The sequence below is a fragment of the Arthrobacter sp. 35W genome (assembly GCF_000482545.1).
GTDB lineage: Bacteria > Actinomycetota > Actinomycetes > Actinomycetales > Micrococcaceae > Specibacter.
In genome coordinates this window covers 580,770-593,068 of the sequence record NZ_KI519455.1, presented here as the reverse complement: position 1 = coordinate 593,068, position 12,299 = coordinate 580,770, and the positions used below count along the sequence as shown (strand labels likewise).

The following is a 12,299-nucleotide window of genomic DNA, read 5'->3' as shown; positions in this document are numbered from 1 at the left end:
CCATGGATTCCGCACAGAACCAAGCAACTTCGGCCATCGAGGCACGTCTGGCCGAGCTGGGCCTGGCCCTGCCCGCCGTCGCCGCACCCGTGGCCGCCTACGTGCCCGCCGTCGTCTCCGGCAACCACGTCTACACCTCCGGGCAGCTGCCGTTTATTGACGGCAAACTCACAGCTACGGGCAAGGTCGGCGCCGAGGGCGTTTCCCCCGAGGAGGCCAAGGCCCTGGCCGCCACCTGCGCCATCAACGCGCTGGCCGCCGTCAAGAGCGTCATCGGCAACCTGGACCGCGTCACCCGCATCGTGAAGGTCGTGGGCTTCGTGTCCTCCGATCTTTCCTTCACCGGCCAGCCCGGCGTCATCAACGGCGCCTCCGAGCTGCTGGGCGAGGTTTTTGGCGAGAAGGGCGTGCACTCGCGCTCCGCGGTGGGTGTCGCGGTGCTGCCGCTGGATTCCCCGGTAGAGGTAGAGCTGATTGCTGAATTCGAGTAACAACGCTGCGGGCGCCAAGCCCCCAGCAAAGCGGTTCTTCCCGCTCCACCCCGACCAGCGGGAGGCCGCCCAGGCCTGGGTGGACTTCGGTGGACGAACCCCCAGCAAGCCACGTTTCGCCTCCTCGGTGGTGCTGCTCAAGGACGGTCCGTCCGGCCTGCAGACCTATCTTGGCTATCGCAGCGGCGCCTCGCCGCTGGGGATCGTTGCCTTCCCCGGCGGCAGCATCGAAACCGCCGACGACGACGCCATGGACTGGGTGGGCCCCTCGCCCGCCCAGTGGGCCAAGTCGATGGGCATGGACGACGAGGTGCTGGCCCGCCGGCACGTGGTGGCGGCGATCCGGGAAACCTTCGAGGAAACCGGCATCCTGCTGGCCGGCCCCGATGCATCCTCCCTGGTGGAGGGTGTGCAGAGCGCCGAGTGGATGAAGGCCCGCGAGGCCATCGCCGCCCAGGACAAGACCTTTGCGGAGATGCTGGGGCGGCGTGGGCTGGCCCTGCGCACCGATCTGCTCAAGCCGCTGGTCAACTGGGTCAGCCCTGACTTCATGCACCGGCGCTTCAACACCCGCTACTTTGCCGCTGCCGCTCCCGTGAACCAGGAGCCGGCGTTGCTTCAGAGCAAGGGTGTCTGGGGCCGCTGGGTGTGCGCCGGGGATCTGGTGGCCGGCCGCGCGGGCACGGCCCTGGGCGATGAGATCGGCGCACCCAACACCGTTGGCCTGACCCTGGAGGAGCTGACGGTTCCGGGGGCGGAGATCATCCTGGAGAAGGTGGCGGCGGCCCGCGGCTGCATCGCCTACCTGAACCACAAGCGCCCCACCGTGGCCTACCAGCCCCGGCTGGTGCACGCGGAGGACCAGTTCCTCCTCGAGGTGGACGTGGCCCCGGCCTCGGAAGGCGCCGCGGCCCGCGAACGCTAGCCCCCGCCGCCGGGTGGCGGGGTTCGGCCGCCGGGCTCCAGCCCGGCGGCCGGTCCTTGCTCGGCAGCAGATTCCAGGTGCGCGGCCTTGGCCAGAATGTTCCTTGCCATCGAGGGGAAGATGAGCCCGTGGAAGGGTAGGATGGCCCACCAGTAGAGCTTTCCCAGCACACCGCGGGGGAAGTAGATGGCGCGCTGGATGTAGACGGTGCCGCCGCCGTCGGGCTCGGCGGCGAACTCCAGCCAAGCATCGCCGGGTACCTTCATTTCGGCCCGCAGGCGCAGCAGATGCCCTGGCTCCAGGGTTTCCACCCGCCACCAGTCCACGGCGTCGCCGGGCTGAAGCCGGGAGGCGTGCCGCCGCCCGCGGTTGTGCCCCGCACCGCCCACCAGCTTGTCGGCGAGGCCGCGGACCACCCAGGCGGCCGGCCAGGAGTACCAGCCATTGAGGCCCCCAATGCCCTCAATGACCGCCCAGACGTGGCGCGGGGCCACCGTGCTGCGGCGTTCCCGCCTGTCGGTGTAGACGCTCTGGCCCGCCCATTCCGGGTCGCTGGGCAGCGGCTGGGAGGGGGCATTGCCCGAGGCCGAGGCCCACGTGGTCTCCACGGTGCCCGCGTCGATCTTGCCCAGTGCGAGCCGCAGCGACTCCCGGTAGCCGGTCAATCCGCCGTCGGGCCTGGGAATGACCCCATCGATGTCGTGCTCGCCCGCCACGGCGTCGTTCTGCAGCGACTCCACCAGGGGAACGGCCATGGAATGGGGGATGGGCGTCGCCAACGCCACCCACCAGCCGGCCAGTTTGGGCGCGGGGATGGGCAGGGCAAAGACGTAGCGCTGGGACAGGCCGGCCTCATGCGCGTAGCCGTACATCATCGCCGCATAGGTGAAGGTTTCCCCCGAACCGATGTCAAAGGTGCGGTTCAGCGCCGCCGGCAGCGACGGTGCAGCCACCAGATAGTGCAGGACATCGCGGATGGCGATGGGTTCCACCAGGTTGGCAACCCAGCTGGGGGCCGGCATCAACGGCAGGTTCTCGGTCAGATGCCGAACCATTTCGAACGACGCCGATCCGGAGCCGGTGATGATCCCGGCCTGGAAGACGACGGCGGGAACGGCGCCGGCGAGGAACGTTTCACCGACGGCGGCGCGCGAGCGCATGTGGGTTGAGAGGTGGTCGCCCTTGCGGTGCAGGCCGCCCAGATAGACGATGCGCTTGACGTGGGCGGTTTCGGCGGCAGCGGCCATCGCCGCGGCCTGCCGGAGTTCCATGGCCTCAAAATCCCGGCCGGAGCCCATTGAATGGACCAGATAGAAGACTGTGTGGACGCCGCCGAGGGCGGCGGGCAGGGATTCCGGGATGCTCAGATCACCCTGGACGATCTCGACGTCGTCGCGCCAGGGCACCCCTGCCAGCTTCCCGGGGGAGCGGACCAGCAGCCTGACCGTGTACCCGGCGGCCAGCAGGAGCGGGACCAGGCGGCCGCCCACATACCCGGTTGCACCGGTGGCCAGCACCAATGAGGGATTCGTCACCGCCGTGCACCCCCTTCAATGGTGGTGGGTGTTCCGCCACGTTGCTGGTGGGCGGAAGCCCGGCGCTGGTGGGCTGAAGGAGGAATACGATGGATGCTATGCCCAGCAGTGCCCACCCCCCCAAGAGAGCCGCCGCCGCGGATCCGCCGACGCATCCGTCCGGCGGCCCTCCCCAGCGCCAGGACTACGCTGGGCTGGATGTGCTGATGATGCTGCGGGCCTTCACCGTCGAAGCCGAACGCTACGTCGAGGCGGCGGGCAGGGCCGCCGGCCTCTCCCGCCGCGAGATGCACGCCCTCAACGCTGTCATGGGGGCGGAGCGGAACGGTGCCGCCATTACGCCCGGGGCGCTTGCCGAGGAGCTGATGCTTAGTTCCGCGGCCACCACCGCTGTGATCGACAGGCTTGGCGCCTCCGGCCATTTGGTGCGCAGCAGAAGCGCCCGGGACCGGCGCTCGGTGGACATTGGCTCCACGCCCAGCGCGCGTGAAACCGGAGCCGCGGCGTTCGTCCCGATGGCGCGGGAGATGATGGCGGTGATCGGCCGGCGCAGCGAAGCCGAATTGGCCGTCCTGCGGGAGCTCGTCCCCGAACTGACCCAGGCCATTGGCCGCGCCCGTTCCACGGTGTCCGGCTCGCCGGAGTTCCCGGGCTCCCCGGCATCGCCAGGCCGGGCGGCGGACCCTCATGGGAGCACCAGCCCCTCCAGTTGAGGCAGCTGCAGCGCCATCCACGGGCTGAAGGCCCACGGTGCGGCGGCCACTGCAGCGCGCAGTCCGGCGGCATCCACCCATCTGCACTCCGCCACCTCGCCGGGGTTTGGCACCGGATCCGTGGCGCACCGGGCCGAGTAGACCGGGCAGAATTCGTTCTCCACAATCCCCGAGGCATCGGTGGCGCGGTAGCTGAAATCGGGCAGCAGCAGCCGCAGGTCCACCACGGTGATCCCCAGTTCCTGGCGCCCACGCCGCCGCACTGCGTCCCCGCTGTCTTCGCCCGGGGCCGGGTGCCCGCAAAATGAGTTGGTCCAGACGCCGGGCCAGGTCTTCTTGCCCAGGGCGCGCCGCGTCACCAGCAGTTCGCCGGCAGGGTTGAAGACGTAGGCCGAAAAGGCCAGATGCAGCGGTGTGGCTGTCGAATGGACGGTGTCCTTGTCCGCCGCGCCGACGGCAGCCCCGAAGCGGTCAAGGAGGACCACCTGCTCGGGAGCGGCCATCTGCCGCGTGGACGTGCTCATAGAATCCACCATACAACTATCTCGATTTTCGAAATACTTTCCTGTTTACTGAAGCTATGACTCTCGGATTCCCCGATGAACTAGAGGCAGTGTCCGACGACACCGCCGAGGTGGACCGTGTGCTTGACGAGTTCTTCGAGCACGGCATGGCGAGGGCGGGCGGGCTGGACGGCGTCTACACCACCATGTGGCAGCTGCTGCGCAAAAGCGCGGGAGGTGGAAAGCGGCTGCGGCCGAAGCTGGTGATGGCAAGCTACGCGGGTCTGGGCGGCCGCGACCTAGGCGCCGCGGCGCAGGTGGGTGCCGCGTTTGAGCTGCTGCACACCGCGCTGGTGATCCACGACGACGTCATCGACAATGATTTCCGGCGCAGGGGACGCCCCAACATTGCGGGGCACTACAGGTCCTCCCTGGCCGTGGCTGGGCTGGACAGCCGCGCCGCCGACCACCGGGGCCAGTCGGCGGCAATCATTGCCGGAGACCTTGCGCTGGCCGGTGCCTTCACCCTGCTGGGCCGCACCGATGTGGCAGCGCCGGTGCGTGCGAAACTTTTGGACCTCCTGGATGAAGCCGTTTTCTCCTCGGCCGCCGGAGAGATGCTGGATCTGGCCTATTCCGCCCTGGGGCCGGGCTCCGCCTTCGGAAAGGGGCCGGATGCCCACGCGGTGCTGGGCATGACCCGGCTCAAGACGGCCGTCTACTCCTTCGAGGCGCCGCTGCGCGCCGGTGCCATTCTGGCCGGCGCCGGCGCCCATGTGGAGGACACCCTGGCAGCAATCGGCGAGAACACCGGTGTGGCCTACCAACTGGTGGACGATCTGCTGGGCGTCTTCGGAAAGAGTTCGACCACCGGCAAGAGCACCACCAGCGACCTCGCGGAAGGCAAGTTCACCTTGCTGATGGCCCATGCCGCGGGGACGCGTGAATGGTCCGAGATTGCCAGGATCCAGCGCAAGAGTGAACCATCCAGCCAGGACTTTGCGGACATCCGCAGGCTGCTGGAGCAGTGCGGAGCCCGGGACCACGTCCAGGCCGTTGCCGCCGCGTACGCCCAGCGGGGCCGGGAGCTGCTCACCTCGTCCGGGCTGGGGGCTCCCCTGCAGGCAGCCATCGAGGGGCTGTTGGCCGAGGCCACCGCGAGGAACCACTGATGAATGCCAAGGCTGCGCACCAGCTCTACAGCGAGGTCGCACACGAGGCCGCTGCCGTGGTGATCCGCAGATACTCCACATCCTTCGCCCTGGCGAGCCGGCTGCTGGCCGCCCCCATGCGCCGGCACGTGGAAAACATCTATGCGCTGGTGCGCATTGCCGATGAAATCGTCGACGGCGCGGGGGAGCAGGCCGGTGCCAGCCCGGAACGCATCCGGGAATGCCTGGACCAGCTTGAACAGGAGCTGATGGTGGCTGTGGAGAGTGGATATTCGGGAAACCTGGTGGTCCACGCCTTTGCGTTGACGGCCCGGGAGGTGGGCATAGACGCATCCCTCACCACGCCCTTCTTCGCCTCCATGCGCCGTGACCTGGCGGCTGGGTTGCATTCGGCCGAGAGCTTTGCCCAGTACGTCCACGGTTCGGCCGAAGTGGTGGGGCAGATGTGCCTGCGTGGGTTTCTGCTCGGCGAGGCGATTGCCCCGGATCGGTTCGCCGTCCTGGACCATGGTGCGTGCAGGCTTGGCGCCGCGTTCCAAAAGGTCAACTTTCTGCGCGATCTGGAACAGGACTACCGTGGCCGGGGGCGCAGCTACTTTCCCGACCTTGACCCGGGGAGGGTGAGCGAAGGGGAAAAGGACCTCCTGCTGGCAGACATCCGCAGTGATCTTGGGGTGGCGGCGGCAGCCATCTGGCAACTGCCCCATGGCTGCCGCAGCGCGGTCGAGGCCTCGCTGCTGTTGTTCAGCGAACTGGCCGACAGGCTGGAGCGCACCCCGGCGGGGACGCTGCTCGGCAACCGTGTGAGTGTGCCGAACCACGTCAAACTGAAGCTGGTGGCGCTGGCCCTGCTCCGGCACCGGACCGTCCGCTGGGGCGGCGCCGACGCCCGGAGGGCCGCAGCATGAGGGCGCCCCGCGTTGCCGCCATCGAACCAGGCAGGCACATCGCCGTCGTGGGTGCCGGCATCAGCGGCCTGGCGGTGGCGGCCCTGCTGGTGCGGGAAGGGTTCAAGGTCACCGTGCTGGAACAACAGGACCAGGTGGGCGGACGGGCCGGCCGCTGGGAGCAGGACGGATTCCGGTTCGACACGGGTCCCTCCTGGTATCTGATGCCCGAGGTCTTTGACCACTTCTTCCGGTTGCTCGGGACCTCGACACAGGAGCAGTTGGACCTCACCACCCTGGACCCCGGATACCGCGTCTACTTCGAACACCACGATGAGCCGGTGGACGTACGCCAGGGCCGGCAGCGGAACATTGCCCTCTTCGAGGGCATTGAACCGGGCTCCGGGCGGAGGCTCGCGGCCTATTTGGACTCGGCCCGCAAGAGCTATGACCTGGCCAGAAGGCACTTCCTTTACACCTCGTTCGCCTCATTCCTGCCGCTGCTCAACCGTGAGGTGCTGGCCAACGTTCCAGCCCTGCTGTCCCAACTCCTGCTTCCGCTGGACGGCTTTGCGGCACGGTGCTTCCGAGACAACCGGCTGCGCCAGATCCTGGGGTATCCGGCGGTGTTTCTGGGCACTTCGCCGTCGGACGCGCCCAGCCTCTACCACCTGATGAGCCACCTGGACCTGGCCGACGGCGTCCAGTACCCCGCCGGAGGGTTCGGGACCATCATTGACGCCATCGAGGCCCTGGCCCGGGACGGCGGGGCCAGGATCCGGACAGGGGCGCGGGTGCGCTCCCTGGTCACGGAAAACCGCCGGGGGAGGGCCGCCGTGACAGGCCTCCGCTTCACCGACGGCAACGGCGAACACGTTCTGGCGGTGGACGCCGTCGTCTCCGCGGCGGACCTGCACCACACCGAAACGGCGCTGCTGCCGCGGAATCTGCAGACCTATCCCGAACGGTATTGGGGGCACAAGGTGGCCGGCCCCGGTGCGCTGCTGGTGTTTCTGGGTGTCAGTGGTCCGCTTCCCCGGCTGGGCCACCACACCCTGTTCTTCGCCGAGGACTGGAAGTCGAATTTTGGCGATATTTTCGGTCCAGCTCCGAAGATTCCCGAACCGGCATCCATCTACGTCTGCAGGCCCAGCGCCACCGATCCATCCACGGCGCCAGAGGGATCTGAGAATCTGTTTGTGCTGGTTCCGATTCCCGCGGATCCGGGCCTGGGACGCGGCGGCATGTCGGGGGCGGGGAATGCCGTGCTGGAGGCGCTGGCGGACCGCGTGATTGCGCAGATTGCCGTGTGGTCCCGAACGCCGGACCTCGCAGAGCGGATCACCGTTCGGCGCACGGTGGGGCCCGGGGACTTCGCCACAGAGCTCAATGCCTGGCGGGGTACGGCGCTGGGCCCGGCCCATGTGCTGCGGCAGAGCGCCTTCCTGCGCAGCAGCAACAAGAGTGCCAAGGTGGACGGCCTCTACTATTGCGGTTCGTCAACGAGGCCAGGCATTGGACTGCCCATGTGCCTGATCAGTGCCGAGATCCTCCTCAAGCGGCTGCGTGGGGACACCAGCACGGGGCCGTTGCCCGAACCACCGGCCCGCCGGCGGGCGGACAGCAGAAAGGGTGCCGCATCGTGAACCTGCTCTATTTGGGGGTGCTGCTGGCGTCCCTGGCCGGCATGGTCCTGCTGGACTGGCGCCATGCCCTGTTCTTTTGGGCCGCGCCGGTGCGGGCGGCGGTGGTGATGGCAGCGTCCCTGGCGTTCTTCCTCAGCTGGGACCTGGCAGGCATCGGGCTGGGGATCTTCCAACGTGGCCATCCCGGGGCGCAATCCGGAGTGCTGGTGGCGCCGCAGCTGCCCCTGGAAGAAGTGTTCTTCCTGGTCTTCCTCGGCTACCTGGCGATGAACATCTTCCTGTTGGCCTCGCGCCGGCTCGCCACGGGGCGGTTTGCGCCGCCGGGGGCCGCCCCGGCGGACCACCGCACGCACGCCTCGACCCCCGGCGCATCCGGCCGGGCAGGGCGGCGGAGCCGGCCATGACCTACTGGACCCTGAACGCCGTCTTCCTGGCCGTGTCCGCCGTCCCCGCCGTCGTGCTCTGGCTGCAGGGCCGCCGGCCAGGGGCAGCACCGCGCGCGCTTCGGCCCGTGGCGAAGGCCACCGGCGCCACGGCTCTGGTGCTGTTCGTGTTGACGGTTGTCTTCGACAACGTGATGATTTCAGCGGGGCTGTTCAGCTACGCCCCGGAGCTCATCTCCGGATGGACCATCGGGCTGGCCCCGGTGGAGGATTTTGCCTACATTGTGGGCGCGGCCCTGCTCCTGCCCTCGCTGTGGACGCTGCTGTCACCCGGTACTGCCCAGGAGGCCCGGTGAGCGCTCCGCGGGCAGCAACCCTGCCGCTGAAACTGCTGGTGGCCTCACGCCCCGTGTCCTGGGTGAACACTGCCTTCCCCTTTGCGGCTGCCTACCTGCTCGGAACGGGCCGTGTTGACCTGACACTTGTGCTGGGCACGTTGTACTTCCTGGTGCCCTACAACCTGGCCATGTACGGGATCAACGATGTCTTCGACTATGAATCCGACATCCGCAATCCACGCAAGGGCGGGGTCGAGGGGGCGGTGCTGGAACGCAGCCTTCACCGCGGGACGCTCGTTGCCGCCATCGCTGCCAACGTTCCGTTTCTTGCCTATTTGTGGGCCGTGGGCTCGTGGGCTTCCGGCACGGTGCTGGCCCTGAGCGTCTTCGCGGTGGCGGCCTACAGTGCACCGCGGCTGCGGTTCAAGGAGCGGCCCTTCCTGGACTCCGCCATCTCCAGCTTCCATTTTGCCAGCCCGGCGCTGTTCGGCGCCGCCTTGTCCGCAACCCAGCCCACGGCCGGGCTGTTGGCCGTGCTGGGCGGATTCTTCCTCTGGGGCATGGCCAGCCACGCCTTCGGTGCCGTGCAGGACATTGCCGCCGACCGCGAGGGCGGTGTGGGCTCAATTGCCACGGTCATTGGCGCGGCAGCCACCGTCCGCCTCGCGGTCCTCTTCTACGCATTGGCCGGGCTCTTGATGCTCGCCGCCGGCTGGCCAGGCGCCCTGGCCGGCCTGCTGGTGCTGCCCTACATCGCCAACATCCTGCCGTACCGCTCTTTGCACGATGCCGACTGCGAAGGCAGCAACAGCGCCTGGAAAAGGTTCCTGTGGCTGAACTACGCCACAGGGTTCCTGGTGACCATGCTGATGATCTGGTTTGCCGCCGTCGCCCGTTAAGCACAACTGTCCCGCACCTATCGCTTGCTTGGAGCCTGTTTAGGGGCTCCAATCGGACGATATCTGCGGGACAGTTGTGCGTTGGGCCTAGCGGGAGCGCTGGCGCAGACGGTTGACGTCCAGGATGACGACGGCGCGGGCCTCCAGGCGCAGCCAGCCGCGCTGGACGAACTCGGCCAGGGCCTTGTTGACGGTTTCACGCGAGGCACCCACCAGCTGGGCCAGCTCCTCCTGCGTGAGCTCGTGTGCCACCAGGATGCCGTCCGTGGCGGGGCGGCCGAAGCGGTCTGCCAGATCCAGAATGGCCTTGGCCACGCGGCCGGGGACATCGGAGAAGACCAGGTCGGAGAGGTTGTCGTTGGTGCGGCGCAGACGGCGGGCCAGGGCCTGCAGCAGCTGCATGGAGACCTCCGGGCGCTGGCGCAGCAGGGCGTTCAGGCTCTCGTTCTTCAACCCGGCCAGGCGCGTCTCCGAGACGGCCGTGGCGGTGGTGCTGCGGGGGGCCGGGTCAAACAGGGCCATCTCGCCGAAGAGCTCGCCCGGGCCGAGGATGGCCACCAGCGACTCGCGGCCGTCGGGGGAGGTGCGGCCAAGCTTCACCTTGCCGGAGACGATGAAGTACAGCTGGTCGCCCTGGTCGCCCTCGCGGAATACGGAGGCTCCGCGGGACAGATCCACCTCGGCCAGCTCGTCCGTCAGCAAGGCGAATGCCTCATCGTCGAGTGTGGCAAAAAGCGGTGCGCGGCGCAGTACCTCGATGTCCATGAAATCTCCTGAATGTGTAGCCAATGTGCGTGTCCTTGCTACTGATTGTTTCAGATTTTAGGGTTTTTTGTGACCAATTTGGCATCCGGGGGCGGTGTCGGACCCTTCAGCGGCCCCTCGGATGCCCTCGTTGAGGGTTTGCCCAGCCTTGCGCTGTATGATCCTCACTCCGGGCCGGTGGACGGCTGGGCTGGAATTCCGGCGGTGGCCGCCACTGTGGAAAGTGCCGGCCCGGCAGGATTGGCAGCCGCGCCCGGGCAATCTTGAGGGAGCTATGTTCGGATTTACTGTGCTCGATGTGGTGCTGCTGCTGTGGCTTTTCGGCCAGCTGGTCTATGGGCTGCGGGTTGGCCTGGTGGCCAGCCTCGGCGGCCTGGCCGGTTTCGCCGCCGGCGCCGCGGCAGCCTTCCTTGCCGTGCCGTTCATCAGCCCGCTGGCCGGTGACAGCGGCTGGCGCACGGCTCTGGTGATCGGCTCGACTGTACTGTTCATTGTGGTGGGCCATGGCGTAGGAATCAGGCTTGGATCCCTGTTGGGGCGCGGCGTACGGTTCCAACCCGTCCGCGCGGTCAACCGCCTGCTGGGCGGCGTGCTCAACGTGCTGGTCGGGGCGCTGGTCCTCTCGCTGCTCGCCTTTGGTGTGGGAAACCTCGGTGTCCCGTTCCTGTCCACGGCCCTGGCCGACTCCCAGGTGATCCGCAACATCGATAAGTTCACCCCTGACCCGGTCAAGGCAGCCGCGGCCCAGCTGCGGTCGCTGGTGCTCGATGAGGGCATCCCTCAGATTCTGGGCCAGCAGAACGCACCCGTGCTGGCGGCGCCGCCTGACTCCAGCGTCAACACCGAGGCGCTCAATTCCGCCTCGGGCGCCGTGGTCAAGATCACCGGCGCGGCCTTCCAGTGCGGGCAGAACCAGACCGGATCCGGATTCGTCGTTTCAGCTGACCGCGTAGTCACGAACGCCCATGTGGTGGCCGGCGTGGACGCCCCGGTGGTCGAATTGCGCGGCGGACGGTCGGTTCCCGGGCGTGTGGTGTTCTTCGACCCGCAGAAGGATCTCGCCGTCGTCGCCGTTGACTCCCTGGGCGTGGCACCGCTGCCGCTTGGCCCGGAGCTTGTCCCCGGAGCCGGCGCGGCCTTTGCCGGCTACCCCCTGGGTGGGCCGTTCCAGATGCGCCCGGCCGCCGTCGCGAGTGTGGGGCCGCTGATGGTGCCGGACATCTACGGGGCCAACCCCGCTCCGGCGCAGGTCTACCAGTTGGCCGGCAATGTGCAGCCCGGCAACTCCGGCGGGCCGATGTTCGACACCGCCGGCAACGTGGTGGGCGTCATCTTCGCCAAGGCCACCTCCGCCGACAACGTTGGCTTCGCCTTCACCATGGACGAGCTGGGCCCGGTGGCCGCAGCCGCCCCCGCCCTGTCCAACCAGGTCTCCTCCGGCCACTGCACCGCCAAGTAGCCCGCCCAACTAGGTGACACTTGTGACACATTTTTTCGCAGTTTTCGTGCGATAGCTGTCACCCAGTTGGGTCAGGGGAGGGTGTGGGCCAGGTAGTCGATGGCCAGGACATAGCCGTGGACGCCGGCGCCGACGATCACCGAATCCACCACGGGGGAGAGGTAGGAGTGGTGGCGGAATTCCTCGCGCTTGTGGACGTTGGAGATGTGGACCTCGACGGCGGGCAGCGCCACCGAGGCCAGGGCATCGCGCAGCGCCACTGAGGTGTGCGTGTACGCGCCGGCGTTGATGACAATGCCCGACGCCGTCTCCCGGGCCGCGTGGATGGCGTCCAGCAGGTCGCCCTCATGGTTGGACTGGATGCAATCGGCCTCGAAGCCGTGCCCGGCGGCCGCGCCAATGGCGAGCTGCTCGACGTCGTCCAGGGTTGCGGTGCCGTAGATGCCCGGCTCGCGGGTGCCCAGCAGGTTCAGGTTGGGGCCGTTGATCACCAGAATGGTGCCGCGAGGGGCAGAAGTGGAAGTCATGGCTTAACTATGCCGCACGGGGTTGACGGGCCTGCTAATCTACACGTGTAGACAGT

General features: G+C 68.0%; 14 protein-coding genes. 10 read left to right on the top strand and 4 right to left on the bottom strand.

Annotated features, from left to right (window positions below; genetic code table 11):
- Positions 1-2 precede the first annotated feature (2 nt).
- Positions 3-491, top strand: coding sequence for a RidA family protein (locus tag K254_RS0114870; protein ID WP_026556040.1), 489 nt, complete (start codon positions 3-5; stop codon positions 489-491).
- The gene (locus tag K254_RS0114865; protein WP_026556039.1) at positions 475-1,416 is read left to right on the top strand and encodes an NUDIX hydrolase; all 942 of its coding nucleotides are present in this window, start codon (positions 475-477) and stop codon (positions 1,414-1,416) included. Before K254_RS0114870 ends, K254_RS0114865 begins: the two co-directional genes overlap by 17 nt.
- On the opposite strand, the gene K254_RS23440 is transcribed toward K254_RS0114865, so the two are convergent.
- Positions 1,413-2,951, bottom strand: a complete 1,539-nt coding sequence (locus tag K254_RS23440; protein WP_051389258.1) for an SDR family oxidoreductase — start codon at positions 2,949-2,951, stop codon at positions 1,413-1,415. The two genes, K254_RS0114865 and K254_RS23440, sit on opposite strands and share 4 nt — an antisense overlap.
- 89 nt (positions 2,952-3,040) lie before the next feature.
- Here K254_RS23440 and K254_RS24885 point away from each other — a divergent pair, with 89 nt between their 5' ends.
- Positions 3,041-3,664 carry a MarR family winged helix-turn-helix transcriptional regulator gene (locus K254_RS24885; protein ID WP_081710167.1) on the top strand — a complete coding sequence of 208 codons (624 nt, stop codon included), beginning with the start codon at positions 3,041-3,043 and terminating at the stop codon, positions 3,662-3,664.
- Here the strand turns inward: K254_RS24885 and idi are convergent.
- Positions 3,637-4,188 carry an isopentenyl-diphosphate Delta-isomerase gene (gene idi, locus K254_RS0114850; RefSeq protein WP_231391876.1) on the bottom strand — a complete coding sequence of 184 codons (552 nt, stop codon included), beginning with the start codon at positions 4,186-4,188 and terminating at the stop codon, positions 3,637-3,639. The two genes, K254_RS24885 and idi, sit on opposite strands and share 28 nt — an antisense overlap.
- 56 nt (positions 4,189-4,244) lie before the next feature.
- Here idi and K254_RS0114845 point away from each other — a divergent pair, with 56 nt between their 5' ends.
- Genes K254_RS0114845 through K254_RS0114820 form a run of 6 tightly spaced genes read left to right on the top strand, consistent with a single transcriptional unit; the run spans position 4,245 to position 9,492 of the window.
- The gene (locus tag K254_RS0114845; protein ID WP_051389256.1) at positions 4,245-5,339 is read left to right on the top strand and encodes a polyprenyl synthetase family protein; all 1,095 of its coding nucleotides are present in this window, start codon (positions 4,245-4,247) and stop codon (positions 5,337-5,339) included.
- Positions 5,339-6,247 (top strand): phytoene/squalene synthase family protein, encoded by a 909-nt coding sequence (locus tag K254_RS23430; protein WP_051389255.1) that lies wholly within the window; start codon positions 5,339-5,341, stop codon positions 6,245-6,247. Before K254_RS0114845 ends, K254_RS23430 begins: the two co-directional genes overlap by 1 nt.
- Positions 6,244-7,872 (top strand): phytoene desaturase family protein, encoded by a 1,629-nt coding sequence (gene crtI / locus K254_RS0114835; protein WP_051389254.1) that lies wholly within the window; start codon positions 6,244-6,246, stop codon positions 7,870-7,872. The genes K254_RS23430 and crtI overlap by 4 nt, the downstream gene beginning before the upstream one ends.
- Positions 7,869-8,276: a lycopene cyclase domain-containing protein gene (locus K254_RS25435; RefSeq protein WP_081710166.1), complete on the top strand. Its 408-nt coding sequence runs from the start codon at positions 7,869-7,871 to the stop codon at positions 8,274-8,276. The genes crtI and K254_RS25435 overlap by 4 nt, the downstream gene beginning before the upstream one ends.
- A complete protein-coding gene (locus K254_RS0114825) occupies positions 8,273-8,611 on the top strand; it encodes a lycopene cyclase domain-containing protein (RefSeq protein WP_026556035.1) in 339 nt (112 codons plus the stop codon). The genes K254_RS25435 and K254_RS0114825 overlap by 4 nt, the downstream gene beginning before the upstream one ends.
- Complete coding sequence (locus K254_RS0114820) at positions 8,608-9,492, top strand: prenyltransferase (RefSeq protein WP_026556034.1); 885 nt, start codon at positions 8,608-8,610, stop codon at positions 9,490-9,492. The genes K254_RS0114825 and K254_RS0114820 overlap by 4 nt, the downstream gene beginning before the upstream one ends.
- 87 nt (positions 9,493-9,579) lie before the next feature.
- Here K254_RS0114820 and K254_RS0114815 read toward each other — a convergent pair whose 3' ends face one another.
- Positions 9,580-10,257 (bottom strand): Crp/Fnr family transcriptional regulator, encoded by a 678-nt coding sequence (locus K254_RS0114815; protein WP_026556033.1) that lies wholly within the window; start codon positions 10,255-10,257, stop codon positions 9,580-9,582.
- 274 nt (positions 10,258-10,531) lie between these two features.
- Here K254_RS0114815 and K254_RS0114810 point away from each other — a divergent pair, with 274 nt between their 5' ends.
- Positions 10,532-11,716 carry a MarP family serine protease gene (locus K254_RS0114810; RefSeq protein ID WP_026556032.1) on the top strand — a complete coding sequence of 395 codons (1,185 nt, stop codon included), beginning with the start codon at positions 10,532-10,534 and terminating at the stop codon, positions 11,714-11,716.
- Positions 11,717-11,787: 71 nt separating this feature from the next.
- On the opposite strand, the gene aroQ is transcribed toward K254_RS0114810, so the two are convergent.
- Entirely contained in the window at positions 11,788-12,243 is a 456-nt protein-coding gene (gene aroQ, locus K254_RS0114805) for a type II 3-dehydroquinate dehydratase (RefSeq protein WP_026556031.1), read from the bottom strand.
- Positions 12,244-12,299 lie beyond the last annotated feature (56 nt).

What these genes read in the sequence shown, in the direction of transcription:
- K254_RS0114870 (WP_026556040.1), top strand. Translation starts at nt 3, where the DNA reads ATGGATTCCGCACAGAACCAAGCAACTTCGGCCATCGAGGCACGTCTG.
- K254_RS24885 (WP_081710167.1), top strand. Translation starts at nt 3,041, where the DNA reads ATGGATGCTATGCCCAGCAGTGCCCACCCCCCCAAGAGAGCCGCCGCC.
- idi (WP_231391876.1), bottom strand. Translation starts at nt 4,188, where the DNA reads ATGAGCACGTCCACGCGGCAGATGGCCGCTCCCGAGCAGGTGGTCCTC.
- K254_RS0114845 (WP_051389256.1), top strand. Translation starts at nt 4,245, where the DNA reads ATGACTCTCGGATTCCCCGATGAACTAGAGGCAGTGTCCGACGACACC.
- K254_RS23430 (WP_051389255.1), top strand. Translation starts at nt 5,339, where the DNA reads ATGAATGCCAAGGCTGCGCACCAGCTCTACAGCGAGGTCGCACACGAG.
- crtI (WP_051389254.1), top strand. Translation starts at nt 6,244, where the DNA reads ATGAGGGCGCCCCGCGTTGCCGCCATCGAACCAGGCAGGCACATCGCC.
- K254_RS0114825 (WP_026556035.1), top strand. Translation starts at nt 8,273, where the DNA reads ATGACCTACTGGACCCTGAACGCCGTCTTCCTGGCCGTGTCCGCCGTC.
- K254_RS0114815 (WP_026556033.1), bottom strand. Translation starts at nt 10,257, where the DNA reads ATGGACATCGAGGTACTGCGCCGCGCACCGCTTTTTGCCACACTCGAC.
- K254_RS0114810 (WP_026556032.1), top strand. Translation starts at nt 10,532, where the DNA reads ATGTTCGGATTTACTGTGCTCGATGTGGTGCTGCTGCTGTGGCTTTTC.
- aroQ (WP_026556031.1), bottom strand. Translation starts at nt 12,243, where the DNA reads ATGACTTCCACTTCTGCCCCTCGCGGCACCATTCTGGTGATCAACGGC.